Source organism: Streptomyces sp. NPDC021080, from assembly GCF_044333225.1.
Classification (GTDB): Bacteria; Actinomycetota; Actinomycetes; order Streptomycetales; family Streptomycetaceae; genus Streptomyces.
On sequence record NZ_JBIRQM010000011.1, the window covers coordinates 308,355 to 325,387 of the forward strand.

Annotated in this window: 13 protein-coding genes and 1 pseudogene; 8 read left to right on the plus strand and 6 right to left on the minus strand. The window is 73.0% G+C overall.

Annotated features, from left to right (window positions below):
* Nucleotides 1-595: 595 nt before the first annotated feature.
* Complete coding sequence (locus ACH4S8_RS27470; RefSeq protein ID WP_398398564.1) at nucleotides 596-1,657, minus strand: type III polyketide synthase; 1,062 nt, start codon at nucleotides 1,655-1,657, stop codon at nucleotides 596-598.
* A gap of 555 nt (nucleotides 1,658-2,212) precedes the next feature.
* Between ACH4S8_RS27470 and ACH4S8_RS27475 the strand changes: the two are divergent.
* From ACH4S8_RS27475 to proB, 3 genes and pseudogenes are all read left to right on the plus strand, one after another.
* A pseudogene (locus ACH4S8_RS27475) lies at nucleotides 2,213-2,467 on the plus strand (WhiB family transcriptional regulator); the annotation flags it as partial.
* A 299-nt stretch (nucleotides 2,468-2,766) separates the two neighbouring features.
* Nucleotides 2,767-3,795 (plus strand): alpha/beta fold hydrolase, encoded by a 1,029-nt coding sequence (locus tag ACH4S8_RS27480; protein ID WP_398398566.1) that lies wholly within the window; start codon nucleotides 2,767-2,769, stop codon nucleotides 3,793-3,795.
* An 8-nt stretch (nucleotides 3,796-3,803) separates the two neighbouring features.
* A complete protein-coding gene (gene proB, locus ACH4S8_RS27485) occupies nucleotides 3,804-5,027 on the plus strand; it encodes a glutamate 5-kinase (RefSeq protein ID WP_398398568.1) in 1,224 nt (407 codons plus the stop codon).
* A gap of 465 nt (nucleotides 5,028-5,492) precedes the next feature.
* Here proB and ACH4S8_RS27490 read toward each other — a convergent pair whose 3' ends face one another.
* The 5 genes from ACH4S8_RS27490 to ccrA form a co-directional block, all read right to left on the minus strand.
* On the minus strand, nucleotides 5,493-5,657 hold the full coding sequence (locus tag ACH4S8_RS27490) for a hypothetical protein (protein ID WP_398398570.1): 165 nt from the start codon (nucleotides 5,655-5,657) through the stop codon (nucleotides 5,493-5,495).
* 15 nt (nucleotides 5,658-5,672) lie between these two features.
* The gene (locus ACH4S8_RS27495; protein ID WP_398398646.1) at nucleotides 5,673-6,950 is read right to left on the minus strand and encodes a glutamate-5-semialdehyde dehydrogenase; all 1,278 of its coding nucleotides are present in this window, start codon (nucleotides 6,948-6,950) and stop codon (nucleotides 5,673-5,675) included.
* Nucleotides 6,951-7,036: 86 nt separating this feature from the next.
* Entirely contained in the window at nucleotides 7,037-7,276 is a 240-nt protein-coding gene (locus tag ACH4S8_RS27500) for a hypothetical protein (RefSeq protein WP_398398572.1), read from the minus strand.
* 55 nt (nucleotides 7,277-7,331) lie between these two features.
* Nucleotides 7,332-9,044, minus strand: coding sequence for a 3-hydroxyacyl-CoA dehydrogenase family protein (locus ACH4S8_RS27505; protein ID WP_398398574.1), 1,713 nt, complete (start codon nucleotides 9,042-9,044; stop codon nucleotides 7,332-7,334).
* Nucleotides 9,041-10,420 (minus strand): crotonyl-CoA carboxylase/reductase, encoded by a 1,380-nt coding sequence (gene ccrA / locus ACH4S8_RS27510; protein ID WP_398398576.1) that lies wholly within the window; start codon nucleotides 10,418-10,420, stop codon nucleotides 9,041-9,043. The genes ACH4S8_RS27505 and ccrA overlap by 4 nt, the downstream gene beginning before the upstream one ends.
* Before the next feature lie 452 nt (nucleotides 10,421-10,872).
* On the opposite strand from ccrA, the gene ACH4S8_RS27515 reads away from it, so the two are divergent.
* The 5 genes from ACH4S8_RS27515 to ACH4S8_RS27535 all read left to right on the plus strand — a co-directional run bounded on the left by ACH4S8_RS27515 (nucleotide 10,873) and on the right by ACH4S8_RS27535 (nucleotide 17,012).
* The gene (locus tag ACH4S8_RS27515) at nucleotides 10,873-12,207 is read left to right on the plus strand and encodes a cation:proton antiporter (RefSeq protein WP_398398578.1); all 1,335 of its coding nucleotides are present in this window, start codon (nucleotides 10,873-10,875) and stop codon (nucleotides 12,205-12,207) included.
* Between the two features lie 107 nt (nucleotides 12,208-12,314).
* Nucleotides 12,315-13,721, plus strand: a complete 1,407-nt coding sequence (locus ACH4S8_RS27520; RefSeq protein WP_398398580.1) for a citrate/2-methylcitrate synthase — start codon at nucleotides 12,315-12,317, stop codon at nucleotides 13,719-13,721.
* 53 nt (nucleotides 13,722-13,774) lie between these two features.
* Nucleotides 13,775-14,914 carry an acyl-CoA dehydrogenase family protein gene (locus ACH4S8_RS27525; RefSeq protein WP_398398582.1) on the plus strand — a complete coding sequence of 380 codons (1,140 nt, stop codon included), beginning with the start codon at nucleotides 13,775-13,777 and terminating at the stop codon, nucleotides 14,912-14,914.
* Entirely contained in the window at nucleotides 14,911-16,386 is a 1,476-nt protein-coding gene (locus ACH4S8_RS27530; protein ID WP_398398584.1) for an amino acid adenylation domain-containing protein, read from the plus strand. Before ACH4S8_RS27525 ends, ACH4S8_RS27530 begins: the two co-directional genes overlap by 4 nt.
* 95 nt (nucleotides 16,387-16,481) lie before the next feature.
* Nucleotides 16,482-17,012: a flavin reductase family protein gene (locus ACH4S8_RS27535; RefSeq protein WP_398398586.1), complete on the plus strand. Its 531-nt coding sequence runs from the start codon at nucleotides 16,482-16,484 to the stop codon at nucleotides 17,010-17,012.
* Nucleotides 17,013-17,033: the final 21 nt, after the last annotated feature.

Below are 17,033 nucleotides of genomic sequence, written 5' to 3' on the forward strand. Positions count from 1 at the left end.
ACGCGTCCCTCCCGGACGCCGACGCATTCGGTGCGGTCCTCCGGGAGACAGACGCGGAACCGGCGGGGCGGATCGGTGACCAGCGCCATGCGCACCCGTACGTCTCCGGCGTCATCCAGTTCGTCCACGGCCCGCGCCGGGCACTCCACGAGCCCGGGACGACGGGGTCCTGTCTCCACGAGCATGTCCGGGCGTGCGTCCCGGACGGCGCGGAGAGTGCGGGCGGAGGCGGTGTGCGGGTGGATCTCCCGCCGCGCGCCCGACATCAGAGCCTCGAGCGCCGCGGGCGCCGATGCCGTCGCCCCGGGCAAGGGCGGAGCACAGGCCTCGAAGGTCATGAACCGGATTCTTCCGCACGGCCGGGAGCGCGGCATCGGCGCTCCGAGCTCTCGAACAGAGGCTTGAAGCAACTGCGTCGGCCCGGACGGGCACCCGTGCGGGCCGCGCCCCGGACGGGAGTTCGCGCGAGGGCGGCCGCGGCGCGGGCGGCGCCGCACCTCCCACCGGCTCGCGACCGAGGCGGGGCCGTCGCGCCGCATCGCCCGGCGGCGAGCGGCCGGTGCGCCGGCCGCTCGGTGCGAGTGTCGCGTCCGGATCACTCCCAGGCGTGCCAGACCGCCCGTACGCCGAGCAGGGTCACGCCGGGGCCGGCCGCGAACAGCAGGCCGTGATCGCCGTCGGCCGGCGACTTGGTGAAGGTGCGGTCGAGTACGTCGAGCACCGAGACCGAGCCCAGATTGCCCAGCTCCCGGAGCGAGTCGCGGGCCAGGTCGGCCATCTCGGGCGGGCAGCCGAGGCCGCCCACGACGGCGTCGAGGATCCTCGGCCCGCCCGTGTGCGTGACGAGGAAGCGCGGCGCGGGATCGGCACCGGCCGGCGCGGTGCGCGCCAGCCACTCCTGCAGGGGTGCCATCGCCCCCTCGATGACCTCACGCAGTTGCGGCGAGTTGTGGGCGTGCAGCCCGTCGCCGTCCACCCGGCTGCCGACGAGGTGGTGGCTTCCCGGCTCCAGGTACTCCCAGGAACCGGTGAGTTCCATGTGGGGCCCCTCGGCCTCGGCACGCACCACACAGGCACCCGCCGCGTCGCCGATCAGCCCCTTGAGGATCATGCCGTCCAGGCCGGAGTCGCCCCGGTGCAGATAGTGGCTGAAGGCGTCCGAGCAGACCACCAGAATCACCGCGCCGGGGTGGGCGGCGACCAGCTCCATGGCCCGGACGAGGCCGAACACCCCGCCCGCACATCCCACTTGCGCTATCGGCAGGCGGCGGGCCGAGGAGGACAGGCCGAGTCTTTCCACAAGGAACGCGTCGAGCCCCGGCATGGTGTGACCGGTGGAGCCGAGGACGACCAGGCCGTCGATGTCGGCCGGGGTCAGCCCCGTCTCCAGGAGCGCTCCGCGAGCCGCCCGCTCGGCGAGGTCGAGGCTGTCGAGCAGATGCAGCCGGGTGCGCTCCGCGACCGGGAGGCCGGGGTCGAACTGCTGCTCCAGCGGCCGGGAGTACCAGCGGCTGCGCACGGTGGTGGCGCGGATGACCCGCCGGGCCACCGCGAGGCGTGGGTGATCCGGATACAACTCGGTTATGCGGTCGAGGAGTTCGTCCGTGGTCACCTGATGGCGCGGCAGGGACACGACGGGACGGCTGACGACGGACATGGGACCTCCAGAAGCTCATGGACGGTTGCCGAACCTGGAACGAGCCCGCCCCCGGAAGGCGAAGTGCCGCCCCACCGCCCACGCCGACGACGGCCGCCGGCACGTTCGACAGCTCTCGCCAAGGAATTCCGGGCACGCGAATCACCCCCGGCATCCGCCCCGCACGCCCCCACCGGGGGCCGTACAGCGCAGACGCAGAACGTCGAGCTCGATGGCGCGTGACGCTCCGAAGCATGGTGCGGGCGGGCTGCGAACGGTGGGGGTGTCCCGAGTCGGCCCAGGACACGTCCGTCGGCGCTTCCCGGGGACCGAGGAACCGGCCCCGCGGGTGAAGCCAACGCGACGGTACGCCAGCCGAGTTGATGCCAGCAAGGGCCAATTTCATCAAGCGTGGAATCCACAGGAAAGCCGTCCCACCTTCAACTTTTCACCCCGTCCACCAGTTCACTCCGGATCGCGAGGTAGATGTCAACACTCATTGAAATCAACGAGTGTTGAGTTTATTCTCGGGGGGTGCGACCCCGTTCACACCTCACCGAGGAAGGGCCCACCGTCATGCACGCACCGGCGCACCATCGCACGGACACCGATCCCTGGGTGGAGCGCGCGGCCTGCCGTGATGCCGACCCCGAGACCTTCTTCCCGCCCGCCGGCGGCACGGACGACGAACGGGAGGCCGCGGCGAAGAAGGTGTGCGCCGGCTGCCCCGTCGCCCGGCAGTGCCTGCACGAGGCGCTCCTGCACGGCGAGAGCACCGGCATCTGGGGCGGCCTCACCGTCCGTGAACGCCGGGAGCTGCTCCGGGTCGCGGGCACCCTCGGCACGATGAGCCCTGAACTCGCCGCCTTTCTCGCGCACGGCGGCCGACGGCTGCGGACCGAGGCACGGGAGCGTCCGGCGTACGTGTGGTTCCTGCGGCACCGGGGATGGAGTCCCCGGTGCATATCGCGGGTGCTCGGCCTGACGCACGGACAGGTCCAACAGGCCTGGCGGACGGCCGAGTCGGCGTCGCCCTACGCCCGCGTCCGCGATCCGCACGCCGCCGCGCCCCGTACCCGGGAAGCCCGTACGGGCACACCCTTGCTCGCCTCCGACCGTGGCCCGGCCTCATGACCGCGTCCGTGGCCCTCGCCTCCCCCACCGCCCCGGCCCCCGTCCCGGCCGGACCGCTCCGTCCGCCACGCACGGTGACCACGGACGACGGTGCCGAGATCGCCGTCTACGAGCACGGTGATCCCGACGCGGCGGTGACCGTCCTGCTCTGCCACGGCTGGACGATGTCCGCGCAGAGCTGGAGGCCGCACATCGACGCGCTGACCCGCCCCCGGCAGGGCTTCCCCGCGGTCCGCACGATCACCTACGACCAGCGGGGTCACGGGAGTTCGACCCGCGGCGGCGAAGTGCTCGACATGGCGCTGCTCGGCGACGACCTCGCCCGCGTGGTCACCGCCACGACCCGCAGGAGCGCACCGCTGGTGGTCGTCGGCCACTCCATGGGGGGCATGGCCATCCAGCAGCTGGCGGCCGGCCGGCCCGCCCTGTTCGGCGACCGGGTGGGCGCCGTCGGACTGATCTCGACCTGCCTGAACGAGGTGACCGAGGGACTGACCGTGCCGGCCGGTCTGCCCGGCGGCGCGCGCCGGCTGTCCCGGGCCCGGCAGCGCGTCGCCGACGGGCTGCTGCGCTCGCCGCGCTCGGCCAGGACCGTGCACCGGCTGCTCACCGGACCGTTGTCGCACCCCACCACCGCGCCGTTGTGGCGCGCGGTGTTCGGAGCCGGACCCCACACCGAGTCGGTCCGCGAGGGCGCCCGTGCCTTCCGCGAGATCCCCGTGCTCGCCATCGCCGAGTTCTACGCCGCCCTCACCACCCACGACTGCGCGGGCCGCCTCGGCGCGCTCGGCCGTGTGCCCACCCGGATCCTGGTGGGCGCCCTGGACTGCGTCACCCCTCCCGCACAGGCCCGCCGGCTCGCCGACGACATCCCCGGCGCCGTTCTGCAGACCGTCCCCGGCCAAGGGCACGACCTGCCGTACGAGCGGCCCGTGCTCGTCGTGGAGACGGTGCACACGCTGCTGCGCGAGATGACCGGACCGCGGTCCGGCGAACTCGCCCTCACCGCACCGGCCGTCCGGTGAGCCGGCCGGTGTCCGGTGCTCCGGCGTCCGGCGCTCCGTCCTCGCGGGCCGACGTCCTGGCGGCCCGTCGCGTGGTCGTGAAGGTGGGCTCCTCGTCCCTGACCTCCGCCGCGGGCGGTCTCGACTCGGACCGGGTGGACGCCCTCGTGGACGTCATCGCACGGGCCCGGTCGGCCGGCACCGAGGTCGTCCTCGTCTCCTCGGGCGCCATCGCCGCCGGGCTGGCCCCGCTCGGTCTCGGCGAGCGTCCGCGCGACCTGGCCCGGCAGCAGGCGGCCGCCTGTGTCGGCCAGGGGCTGCTGGTCGCCCGCTACACCGCCTCCTTCGCCCGGCACGGGCTGCGGGTCGGCCAGATCCTGCTCACCGCGGACGACATCGGCCGCCACACCCAGTACCGCAACGCCTACCGTGCCCTCGCCCAGGTTCTCGCCATGGGCGCGGTGCCCGTCGTGAACGAGAACGACACCGTGGCCACGGCCGAGATCAGGTTCGGTGACAACGACCGGCTCGCCGCGCTCGTCGCCCATCTCGTCCGGGCCGAGCTGCTGGTCCTGCTCTCGGACGTCGACGGCCTCTACGACGGCGCCCCGGGCACGCCCGGATCGCGGCGGATACCCGAGGTGCGCGGACGCGGGGACCTGGCCGGCGTGGAGATCGGCAGCACCGGGACGTCGGGGGTCGGCACCGGGGGAATGGTGACCAAGGTGGAGGCGGCCCGTATCGCCACCGACGCCGGGATCCCCGTCGTCATCACCGCGGCACGGCATGCCGCCGACGCGCTGGGCGGCCGCGAGACCGGGACCCTCTTCCACCGCACCGGGGAGCGGGCCGCCGACCATCTGCTCTGGCTGGAGCACGCCAGCAGCCCGCGCGGCACCCTGCGGCTCACCCCGCACGCGGCGCTGACCCTCGCCCGGCGCGAGGGGCCGCTGCTCGCCACCGGCGTCACGCGGGTCGACGGGGACTTCGTCAGCGGCGACCCGGTCGAACTGCGGGACGCGACGGGCCGGGTGGTCGCGCGTGGCCTGGCCGGACTCGGTGCCCGCGAACTCCTGCGGCTGCAGGGCCGGTCGGCCCGGGAGGTGGTCCACCAGGACGACCTGGTACCGCTGGCCCATCCCGCCCCTCCGGACGCTCCCGGCCCGTCGGCCACGGCTCGCGTCAGGATCCGGATCCGTACGGCGGAGGAGTACGCGCGAGCGGGGGCGGGCGGCGACCGGCCGGGACGATGAGCCCGCTCGCGGGCATGAGTATGCCCGCCGCCCCGAAGGGCGGCGGGCATCGAGGCCGGTGTGCGCACGGGCGGACGACGGTGACGCCCAGCGGGCGGACGACAGTACTGAGCGGACGGTGGTGACGACCGAGGGCGGACGGCCGTGACGGCCGGAGGCGGACGCGGACAGCAGCCACGGCCGGAAGCGGACGACACGCCTGCCCGAAGACGGACGACGGTGACAACCGGAAGCGGACGACACGCCTCGGTGGAGGCGGATGACGCGCCTGGGCGGACGGCGCGCCGTGCTCGGGGCACGGGACGCCACGGCGGAGCACGCCGTGACGGGGCAGGCCATGACGGGGCGCCGAGGCCCGTGGCCCGCCCCGAACCGATCCGTCCGGGCGACACTCCCGAAGGCCGCTCCGCGGTCCCCAACGGGACGTGCGCCTGCAGCCGGTCCCCGGGAACGCCGGGACGGCGCTCAGTCGATACCGCGGACGATGTGGGACTCGGCGGGGTCGTCGTCGACCCCGGCGAGTGCGGGCCAGGGGCGTGCCGAGGCCGCCGCGAGCAGCTCGCGGTGCGGCTCCTCCGCGTACAGCAGCCGGCCGCCCGGCTCCGTCGCCGTGATGATGCGTACGTACATGACCGGACCTCCTGATCAGGACGACGGGGCGGCGGCTCCGCCCCGGATGTGTCCGTCGCCCACGAGGACGTACTTGGTGGTGGTCAGCGCGCCGAGGCCCATCGGGCCGCGCGCGTGCAGTTTCTGGGTGGAGATGCCGAGCTCGGTCCCGAGGCCGATCTCACCGCCGTCGGCGAACCGGGTGGAGGCGTTCACGGCGACGACCGCGGTGTCCAGCGCCGCGACGAAGCGACGGGCGGCACTCTGCGAGTCGGTGACGATCGCCTCGGTGTGCCCCGTGCCGTAGGCGCGTATGTGGGCGACGGCCGCGTCCAGCGACCCGACGACGGCGACCGCGAGGTCGAGGGAGAGGTACTCGCAGCCCCAGTCGTCGTCGGTGGCCCGCACGACGTCGGGATGGAAGGAGCGCACCGCCTCGTCGCCGTGCACGGTCACTCCGTGGGCGGTCAGCGCGGCGATCGCGCGGGGCAGGAAGGCGGGCGCGACGGCCTCGTGCACGAGCAGCGACTCGGCGGCGTTGCAGACGGAGGGGCGCTGCGCCTTGGCGTCGAGCACGATCGCCAGCGCCTTGTCCAGGTCGGCGTGGCGGTCCACGTAGACATGGCAGTTTCCGACGCCGGTCTCGATGACCGGGACCGCGGAGTCGCGCACGGTGGCCTGGATGAGGTCGTGTCCGCCGCGCGGCACGAGGACGTCCACCAGGCCGCGCAGGGACATGAGTTCACGGACGGCGGCATGGGTCGTGCCGGGGACGAGCTGGACGGCGTCGGCGGGGACCGCGGTGTCCACGAGGGCCTCACGGATGACCTGGACCAGTGCGGCGTTGGTGTGCCGGGCGGTCGAGGAGCCGCGCAGCAGTGCCGCGTTGCCGCTGCGGAGGCAGAGGGCGGCGGCGTCGACGGTCACGTTCGGGCGCCCTTCGTAGATCATGCCGACGACTCCGAGGGGCACGCGGACGCGCCGCACCTCGAGGCCGTTGGGCATGACGGAGCCGCTCGCGACCTCGCCGACGGGGTCGGCCTCGTCGGCCAGGGCACGCACCGTCCGGGCGAGCGCGTCGAGTTGCTCCTGCGTGAGGGTGAGGCGGTCGAGGACGGTGGTGGACCGGCCGGCCGTCCTGGCCGCGTGGACGTCCTGGCCGTTCGCCGCGAGGATCCGCCGTGAACTCGCCGTCAGACGCCGGGAGACGGCCCGCAGCGCCGCGCCGCGCTCGGCCCCGGAGGCGGCCGCCAGCCGGACGGCCGCGGCACGGGCCGCCAACGCCGCCTGCCGGACGGTGGGCGCGGTGGGCACGTCCGTACCGGAGTCGCTGTCGACGGCGGTGCCCGCGGCGGTCGTCGCGGGGGCCGTTTCGGTGACCGCCACGGGTCCCGGGGCGGTCACCGGTGCGCCCCGTGCGGCGCGTCCGGTCCGTGCAGGACATCCGGTCCGTACGGCGCGTTCTGTCCGTCCGGTCCGTGCGACGTGTGGGCTCCGTGCGGCCCTTGGGGCCGCCGGGGATGAACCGGGCCGTCGGTGACGGGCCCGCTGGGCCGGAACAGGTCGGCGCAGCCGGTGAGTTCCGCGAGCATGGCCCGGCCGAGGGCGTCGGCGGCCGCGGCACGGTCGGTGGTGATCATCTGTTTCCTCCTGGAGTTCGAACCGTCGGCCTTACGTCGCCGGGGCGCGGGCGGGTCAGCCGTAGACCCGGAACCCCGCACCGGACTTGCGTCCCGCCCGGCCGGCCTCCACGAGGTGCCCGAGCAGGGGCGCGGGGACCGTACGGGGGTGGCGGTCGGCTTCGTGCAGGACGCGCTGGATGCTGAGCGATATGTCGAGGCCGATGATGTCGAGCAGTTCGAAGGGGCCGAGCGGATAGCCGCAGCCCCGCTTCATCACGTCGTCTATGTCGTCGGCGCAGGCGTAGTGGCTCTCCGCCAGCCGGACCGCTCCGTTGAGGTACGGGAAGAGCAGGGCGTTGACGATGAAGCCGGGCCGGTCCTTGCACCGGACCGGGTGCTTGCCCAGTGCCCGGCACAGGTCCTGTGCCGTGCCGACGTGCCGGGGCGCGGTCTCCAGGGAGGGGATCACCTCGACGAGCCGCATGAGCGGGGCCGGGTTGAAGAAGTGCAGGCCGATCACGTCCTCGGGGCGCCCCGAGGCGAGACCGCACTCGATCACCGGGAGGCTGGAGGTCGTGGTGGCGAGCAGGACGCCCGGCCGGCAGAGCGCGCCCAGTTCACGGAAGAGCCGCCGTTTGACGTCCAGGTCCTCGGCGACGGCCTCGATCACCAGGTCGCGGTCGGCGAGCCGGGCCGGGTCCGCGGTCGCGGTCAGCCGCTCCAGGGCGGCCTCGCGACCGGCCTCGGTCAGTCTGCCGCGGCGCACCGCGCGTTCCGTCGACGCGGCGACCGCCTCCCGGGCGGACTCGGCGCGTCCGGCCGTCCGGCCGACGAGGACGGTGGCGATGCCGCTCCTGGCGAAGACCTCCGCGATACCGGTGGCCATGGTGCCGGTCCCGAGGATGCCGACGGACCGGACGGAGCGGCCCCCGGGTGCGGCGGGCGGGGCGGGTTCCGGGTCGGGCGTGGGTCCGGCGGGGTCCCGGTAGTCGTAGAAGCCCCGTCCCGTCTTGCGTCCGAGAAGGCCGGCGAGCGCCATGTGGCGCAGTCTGCGCGCGGGCCGCAGGGCCGGATCGGCCGAGCGCGCGGCGAGGACGTCGAGGACGTCGCAGGCCGTGTCGGTGCCGATCAGGTCGAGGAGTTCGAGCGGTCCGAGCGGAAGTCCGCAGCCGTGGCGCATCGCGGCGTCGATGTCGTCGCGGCCGGCGAGCTGCTGGTCGTACATCGTGACGGCCTGGTTCAGGAAGCCGAAGAGCAGTGCGGTGGAGATCAGTCCGGCCCGGTCGCCGACGGTGACGTGGGCGAGGCCGATGTCCTCGGCGAGCGCGCGGACCCGGCCGAGGGCGAGGTCGTCGGTCATCACGGTGCGGCCGATCTCCGCGAGACCGGCGGTCGGCAGGGCCAGGTGGAGGCCGACGAGACGTCCGGGGCGTCCGGACGCGGCGGCGAGGCCGGTGAGCGAGAGGGCGGACGCGCTGCTGGTCAGAACGGTTTCGGCGGGACAGGCGGCGTCGAGTGAGCGCAGCACCCCGACCTTGGTGTCGTGCCGCTCCGGCACGGCCTCCAGGACGGTCGCGGCGGTGGCGAACTCGTTCCAGCCGGAGACCAGACGGACCCTCCCGCGTGCGTTCGGGACGGTGTCGAGGAGTCGCAGGAACCGTTCCCGCGCCGGCCCGTCGGGATCGAGGGCGAGGACCGGGTGCCCGGCCTCCGCGGCCCTGAGGGCGAACGCGCCGCCGATGCTCCCGAGGCCGACGACGCCGACGGTGTCGCGCCCGGCACTCATGCGGCGACCTCGCTCAGAACGACGGAACCGGTCTCGGGCCCCGGACCGCGGAAGCGGTTGATGGCGCTCTCGTGGCGGGCGCGGAACTCCGGGGCCGTGACACCGAGTCCTTCGGCCGGGGCGAGGCACAGGACGCCCACCTTGCCGTGGTGTTCGTTGCGGTGGATCGACTCGACGGCCCGGGCCACGTCGTCGAGCGCGTACGTCCGCGACAGTGTCGGGTGGATCCGGCCCTTGGCGATCAGGCGGTTGGCCTCCCACGCCTCGCGGTAGTTGGCGCAGTGGGAGCCCACGATCCGCTTGAGGCTCATCCAGAGGTAACGGTTGTCGTACTCGTGGGTGTAGCCGGCCGTGGACGCGCAGGTGACGATCGTGCCGCCCTTGCGGGTGACGTAGACGGAGGCGCCGAAGGTCTCGCGGCCGGGGTGCTCGAAGACGATGTCGACGTCCTCACCACCGGTCAGCTCCCGGATGCGGGAGCCGAAGCGCCGCCACTCGCGGGGGTCCTGGGTGCGCTCGTCCTTCCAGAACCTGTAGCCCTCGGCCTCGCGGTCGATGACCAGTTCGGCGCCCAACCGGCGTGCCAGGGCGGCCTTTGCGGGCGAGGAGACGACACAGACGGGACTGGCGCCGCCGGCCAGGGCCAGCTGGGTGGCATACGAGCCGAGCCCTCCGGCGGCGCCCCAGATCAGGACGTTGTCCCCCTGTTTCATGCCCGCGCCGTTGGGGGTGACGAGCTGACGGTACGCGGTGGAGTTGACCAGTCCGGGAGAGGCGGCCTCCTCCCAGGTGAGGTGCTCGGCCTTGGGCAGGAGCTGGGTCGCCTTGACCAGGGCGATCTGGGCGAGCCCGCCGTAGTTGGTCTCGTAGCCCCAGATGCGCTGTTCGGGGTCGAGCATCGGATCGCCGTGGCCTTCCGCGCTCTCGAGCTCGACGGACACGCAGTGCGCGACGACCCGGTCGCCGGTGCCCCAGCGCCGCACACCGGGGCCGCACTCGAGCACGACACCGGCCAGGTCGGAGCCGATGACGTGGTACGGCTGGTCGTGCCGGGCGGCGAGGCCGCCGAGGCGCGCGTAGCGGCTCAGCGCGGCGAAGGTGGGTACCGGCGAGAACAGGGCGCTCCAGACGGTGTTGTAGTTCACGGCGCTGGCCATCACCGCCACCAGCACCTCGCCCGGGCCCGGCCGGGGCGTCGGCACGTCCTGGAGGTGGAGCGAGTCGGCGGGGCGCCGGTCGCGCAGGGCGACGCCCTCGAACATCCCGACTTCCTCCTTGTGGAGAACCGCCGCCCGGTAGGACTCGGGCACTCCCAGGGCCGCCAGATCGGCCGGCACCGAGTCCGGGGACTCGATCGCCTCCACCAGTTCACGCATGGTCAGGCACCGCCTTCCGCGGTTCACGCTCGAAAAGAACTCAACACTTAGTGAACTCAACAGGTAGAGAGTTTTACACGAAGCAAGGGGCCGGACAAGCCCCGACATCACCCCAGGGCCGCCTTCCCGACAGGGAGCCGACCGGATCAACCCGGGGCCGACGGGGGGCCGACCGGAAGGCGACCCGGCACGCACGCCGCCACCCCGACGCGCCGGAACCCCCCCGCCGGGAGAAACCCGGGGGCGCGCCGACACTCCGGCCGGGCACCGGCCCGCCGGGACACCGGGGCGCCGACCCGCCAGGACCCAGGGACACACCGACACGCCGCGGCCGACGCCCCTTGTGCGGCGCGGCGCCCGCATGCAAAACTCACCATCGGTTGAGTTCAACGGTCAGTGAATTATGTTCGTGTCTTCACGTCCCGCTGCTTTCCGATGCCGGAGGAGATGCCATGACGCATCCGCATGCCGCCGAAGCACTGCAGGCCACCGCCATCGCCGGCATCGCCGGCATCCTGATCGCGGGTTCGGTCCTCGCCCATCTCGCCCGGCGTGTCCGGCAGCCCGCCGTCATCGGCGAGATCACGGCGGGAATCCTGCTGGGGCCCAGTCTGCTGGGACTGCTCCCGGGCAACCCGACCCAGCGCCTGTTTCCGGACGACGTACGGCCCTTACTCTCGATGGTCGCCCAACTGGGGCTGCTGCTCTTCATGTTCACCGTGGGGTGGGAGCTCGACTGGACGACCATGCGGCGCCGCAAGAGTTCCGTCGCCGGGGTGACGGCCGGCAGCATCCTGGCCCCGATGCTCCTCGGCGTCGGCGTGGCCGCCCTCCTCTATCACGCGCATTCGCACGTCAACGGCGAGAAGGTGCCGTTCAGTTCGTTCGGCCTCTATCTCGGTGTGAGCATGTCGATCACCGCGTTCCCGGTGCTGGCCCGCATCCTCAAGGACAACAACCTCAGCCGTACGAAGATCGGGGCGCTCGCGCTCACCAGCGCGGCGTTCGGTGACGTACTGGCCTGGTGTCTGCTCGCCGGAGTCGTGGCCGTCGTCACGGCGTCCGGCCCCTCGGGGTTCACCGACACCCTCTGGATGTCCGCCGGTTACGGCGCCGCCATGATCGTGGTGGTCCGGCCGCTGGTCGCCCGGGGCGTCGCCCGGCTGTCCGCGCGCGGCTCGGGCGTCCATCTGGCGACGCTGGTGGCGGCGGGCCTGCTGCTCTCCGCGTACACGACGTCGAGGATCGGCATCCACCCCATCTTCGGCGCCTTCGCCTTCGGCCTGGTCATGCCCCGCAAACCGCAGGCCATGCTGGAGGAGAGGATGGTGCGCCCGTTGCAGCACGCCGGTGAACTGATGCTGCCGGTCTACTTCATCGTCACCGGGCTCTCCGTCGACGTGGCGTCCCTGTCGCCGGGCGCCTGGGGCGAGCTGGGTCTGATCCTCGCCGCGGCCGTCCTCGGCAAGCTGCTCGGGGCGGGACTGCCGGCCAGGTCCTTCGGCCTCGGCTGGAAGGAGTCGACGGGCGTCGGCGTGCTGATGAACACCCGGGGCCTGACCGAACTGATCATCCTCGGCGTCGGCCTCGACCTGGGCGTGCTCGACCGGACGCTGTTCACCGAGATGGTGCTGATGGCGCTGATCACCACGGCCATGACCGGTCCGCTCCTCCCCCATCTCTTCCCCCGCGCCCGGATGGACCTCGTCACCGGTCCGGCGAAGGCCTCCGGCCGGGTCCGCGCGCCCGGGCCGGCGGGCGAGCAGGCCTCGGACCTCGCCGTATAGCCGGGACCGGGCACACGCGCGGCCTGTCCCACCGCCCCGCGGCACCCACCCCCCTCGTCGCCCGGCACCCGCAGGACGGGCGGCACTCAGAGAAGGAGACGGCCCAGGTGCACCCCGTCATCAGCACTCTTTCCCGCGTCTTCGACATGCCGTCGGAGTTCATCGGCGACGAGATGCGGTTACGCGCCGTGGCGAGCTGGGACGACCTCACCGCCGTGGAGCTCCAGGTGCATCTGGAGCACGAGCTGGGCACCACCCTCGACGATCGCCTGATCGAACACATCGAGTCCGTGGGCCAGTTGCGTGCCTTCTACGACGAACGGCACGCCGAGATCAGCCGGTTCCAGGCCCCCGAGGACGCCTCCGCCATCACGCCCGTGCCGACGGGGCCGGCCCCGTCGGCGGCCGGGCAGCAGCCGACCGACATCTCGGACGTGGTCGTCGGCGACACGGGGATCTCCGAGGTCGACCCGGTCCGCGGCCGGCTCGCCTACCGGGGCTACCCGATCGAGGAGTTGATCGGCCGGGTGACCTTCGAGGAGGTCGTCCATCTGCTGATCCGGGGCTGGCTGCCCGACCCCGAGGAACTCGGTGCCTTCAAGGCCCGGCTCGCCGCGGCCCGTGAACTGCCGCCCATGGTCGCGACGAACCTCGTCCTCAACGCCAACTCCAGCACGTCGTCCGTCCTGCGCACCGCCGTTCCCGCGCTCGGAGTCGCCGCGGAGGCGAACGCCGACCCGGCCGCCCACATCGATCTGCGCGAACGCCTGGTCGCCCGGATTCCCACGATCTTCGCGACCCAGCAGTCGGCCCGCGCCGGACGGCGCATGCCGGGCCCCGCCCCGGAGCTGTCGCACGCGGAGAACATCCTGTACATGCTGGGACTGCCCCGTGATCCCGAGCGGGTGCGGCTCGTCGACCTGTGCCTGATCCTGCAGGCCGAACACGGCTGCAACGCCTCGGCGTTCGCGGCCCGCGTCGCGGCGGGCACCGGCGCCGACACCTTCGCCTCCATCACCGTCGCGCTCGCCACCTTCACCGGACCGCTGCACGGCGGCGCCGCCCACCAGGTCATCGACCTGGCCCGGCAGGACGGCAGCCCCGACACCACGGCCGCCTATCTGCGCGGCCGCGCCGACCAGGCGTCCGCCGCACGGACGCGTCCCGTCTCGCACGCCGAGGAGGACCCCCGCGTGCGGCCGCTGCGCGAGGCCGCCCGCCGCTTCAACGCGGGTCCCGGCGGCGACCGCATCCTCCAGGTCCTGGACGCCGTGAGGGCCGCGGCCCATCCGTCGAAGGGCCCGCGCCCCTATCTGACCGTGGACTGCTACGCGGCCGCGATCTACCACCTGCTCGGCATGCCGTCGGACCTGTTCGTGCCCATGTTCGCGGCGGCCCGGGTGCCCGGCTGGCTCGCCCACGTCGAGGAGCAGCGGGCCCGGCAGGGCCGCATCCATCCCCGGCTGCGCTACGTCGGGCCGCGCAACCTGCGCCACTCCCCCGAGCAGAACTGACCAGCGATCCGTTGTGGGAGGGCGCACCCCTTCCCCGTACCCCAGGAGCAGATGTGGAGTTCGGCTGGAAAGAGGACCAACAGGCCCGCTACGACCAGGTGTTCGACGCGACGCGGGCGGCCTTTCCCGCGCCTCCGGGCGCGAACCACGGTTTCTACACCCGGGGGGACTGGCTGCGGCTCGGTGAGATCGGCATGCTCGGATCCTGTCTGCCCGAGGAGTTCGGCGGGCAGGGCCTGGGCGCGCTCGACACCGCGCGGATCGTGGAGGCCGTGGGCCGGGGCTGCGCCGACACGGGCCTGGTGTTCGGCGCGGCGGCGCACACCTTCGCCTGCGCGGTGCCCCTGGACCGTTTCGGCACCGGGTCCGTACGCCGCCGGCTGCTGCCCGGTCTCGCCTCGGGACGGCTGATCGCGGGCAACGCGATGACCGAGCCGGAGGCCGGCTCGGACTCCTCGCGGCTCGGTACGACCGCGACCCCCACCGCCGGCGGGTACCTCCTGAACGGCACCAAGAGCTTCGTCACGAACGGGCCCGCGGCCGACGTCTTCGTGACGTACGCGACCGTGAACCCCAAGGCCGGGTTCCTCGGTGTCACCGGCCTGGTCGTCGACCGGGACACACCGGGGGTCGTCGTCGGCAAGCCCTACGAGAAGATGGGCATGCACTCCTGCCCGGCCGGCTCGGTCACGTTCGAGGACTGCTTCGTTCCCGAGGAGCAGGTGCTCGGCGGTGCGGGAGCGGGAGCGGCGATCTTCCAGCACTCCATGGGCTGGGAGCGCGCCTGTCTCTTCGCCCTCTACATCGGTCTCCTCGACCGGCTCGTGGAGCAGTGCGTCACGCACGCGCGCGAGCGGCGCCAGTTCGGCCGCAGGATCGGCGAGTTCCAGTCCGTGTCCAACCGGATCGCCGACATGAAGCTCCGGCTGGAGAGCGCCCGGCTGCTGCTGTACCGGGCCTGCTGGTCGATGGACGCGGGCGATCCCTCCGTCCTTGCGATCGCCCTGTCGAAACTCGCCGTGTCCGAGGGCGTGCTGGCGTCCGCGAGCGACGCGGTCCGTGTCTTCGCGGGGCGCGGCTATCTGCGCGAGGACGGTGTCGAGGCCGCGTTCCGCGACGCCGTGCCCAGCACGATCTTCTCGGGAACCTCGGACATCCAGCGTCAGCTCATAGTGAAGGAGATGGGCCTGTGAGGCTCCACCAGCTCGTCATCGACTCCGCCCGGCGCGCCCCGGACGCCCCGGCCGTGCGCTCGTCCCAGGGAGTGGCCTGCTACCGGGAGCTGGACGACCTCGCCGACCGGTACGCGGCCGCCCTGCACCTGCGCGGGGTCCGCCCCGGCGACCGGGTCGTGCTGTGGACGCACAAGACCCTGGACGCCATCGCCCTCATGCAGGGCACGCTGCGCGTCGGCGCGATCTATGTGCCGGTCAGCGCCAACAACCCGGCCGCCCGGATCCGGCGGATCGCCGCGAGCTGCACGCCCGCTCTGGTGGTGGCGGACCCCGACGGGATCCGGCGCGCCGGGGACGCGGGCTGGGACGAGGACGTGCCGCTCGCCTCGTTCGCCGTGCTGCGCGAGGAGGCCCCGGCGGCCGACGCCCCGGCGCCGTACGAGAACGAACCGGACGACGCGGCGTACATCCTCTACACCTCCGGTTCGACCGGAGAGCCGAAGGGTGTCTGCATCAGCCACCGCAACGCGCTGTCGTTCGTGCGCTGGGCCACCGCCGAGGTGGGTGTCACGGCCGCGGACCGGCTGTCCAACCACGCGCCGTTCAACTTCGACCTCTCCGTCTTCGACCTGTACGCGACCTTCCTGGCCGGCGCGTCGGTGGTGCTGGTCCCGGAGGGCCTGGCCTACGACCCGGCGCAGCTCGGCGCGTTGCTGCGGCGCGAGCGGATCACCGTCTGGTACTCGGTGCCCTCGGCACTGGTGCTCATGATGCAGCGCGGCGAACTGCTGGCCGGGGAACCTCCGGCCGATCTGCGGGTGTGCGTGTTCGCCGGGGAGCCGTTCCCCGTCCAGCAGGTGCACGAGCTGCGCAAGGCGTGGCCGGACGTGCGGATGTTCAACTGGTACGGGCCGACCGAGACGAACGTGTGCACCAGTTACGAGGTCACGGACCGCGATCTGGGCAGCACCCGTCCGCTGCCGATCGGCACCGCGGTCAGCGGTGACCGGATCCGGATCCACCCGCCGCGCGCGGCGGAGGGCGAGATCGTGGTCAGCGGACCGACCGTGATGCTCGGCTACTGGGGCAAGGAGCCGCAGCAGGGGCCCTACTTCACCGGTGACATCGGGCGGATGGGACCGGACGGCATGCTGGAGTACGTGGGCCGGCGTGACCACATGGTCAAGGTGCGCGGGCACCGGATCGAGCTCGGGGACATCGAGGCCGTGGTCGCGGCCAACCCCAAGGTCGCGGCGGCGGCGTGCGTGGTGGTCGGGGGCGGCCTCGACGCGCGGATCCACGCCGTCGTGGTCCCGGACGGTCCGCGGGGCCCGGGACTGCTCGAACTCAAGCGGGAGTGCGCCGACCGGCTCCCGCTCTACATGGTGGTCGACGCCGTCCATGTGGTTCCCGAACTCCCGCTGACAGGAAACGGCAAGACGGACCGTCAGGCGCTGGTGCGGCAGATCACCGCCGTCGACGCCTCCTGACCGTGGACGGCCCGCGCCCGACGACGGCCGTCCGGTGACATCCGATGAACTCCGCGGCCCTGACCCGCCTCGGCATCAGAGACGAGGATCTGACCATGTCTGATCGATTCACCACCTCCGAAAGCCTGTTGGACCAGGTGGACCCGCACACGTTCCGGTCGGTGATGGGTTCGCTGCCGACGGGGGTGAGCGTCGTCACGAGCATCACCGGTGACGGCGAGCCACGCGGTCTCACCTGCAGCGCGGTGTGCAGCGTGTCCGCCTCGCCACCCCTGCTGCTGGTCTGCGTCAAGCAGCCGAGCGCCACCCTCGCGGCCATTCACGAGAGTTCGGTCTTCGGGGTGAACTTCCTGTCGGCCGGGATGGCCGACACCGCCCGTACGTTCGCCTCACCGGTGCCCGAGCGGTTCGCCGGCGTCTCCTGGACGGCGGGCGAGCGCACCGGCGCACCCCTGCTCGACTCGACCGTGGCCCACGCGGAGTGCATCCTGACCAGCAGCCATCTGGCGGGCGACCACCAGGTGCTCATCGGCCGCCTGGTGCACGGCGAGGTCTCGACCGCCCGCACACCGCTGGCCTACTGGCGCGCCCAGTTCTCCGAGGTACACGCCCACCCCGCGGCCTGAGACGCGCGACCGCCGCCGGCC

Excerpts from the sequence above, each read along its gene's own strand:
- ACH4S8_RS27470 (WP_398398564.1), bottom strand. The coding sequence starts at position 1,657 with ATGTCCGTCGTCAGCCGTCCCGTCGTGTCCCTGCCGCGCCATCAGGTG.
- ACH4S8_RS27480 (WP_398398566.1), top strand. The coding sequence starts at position 2,767 with ATGACCGCGTCCGTGGCCCTCGCCTCCCCCACCGCCCCGGCCCCCGTC.
- ACH4S8_RS27490 (WP_398398570.1), bottom strand. The coding sequence starts at position 5,657 with ATGTACGTACGCATCATCACGGCGACGGAGCCGGGCGGCCGGCTGCTG.
- ACH4S8_RS27500 (WP_398398572.1), bottom strand. The coding sequence starts at position 7,276 with ATGATCACCACCGACCGTGCCGCGGCCGCCGACGCCCTCGGCCGGGCC.
- ACH4S8_RS27505 (WP_398398574.1), bottom strand. The coding sequence starts at position 9,044 with ATGAGTGCCGGGCGCGACACCGTCGGCGTCGTCGGCCTCGGGAGCATC.
- ccrA (WP_398398576.1), bottom strand. The coding sequence starts at position 10,420 with ATGCGTGAACTGGTGGAGGCGATCGAGTCCCCGGACTCGGTGCCGGCC.
- ACH4S8_RS27515 (WP_398398578.1), top strand. The coding sequence starts at position 10,873 with ATGACGCATCCGCATGCCGCCGAAGCACTGCAGGCCACCGCCATCGCC.
- ACH4S8_RS27535 (WP_398398586.1), top strand. The coding sequence starts at position 16,482 with ATGTCTGATCGATTCACCACCTCCGAAAGCCTGTTGGACCAGGTGGAC.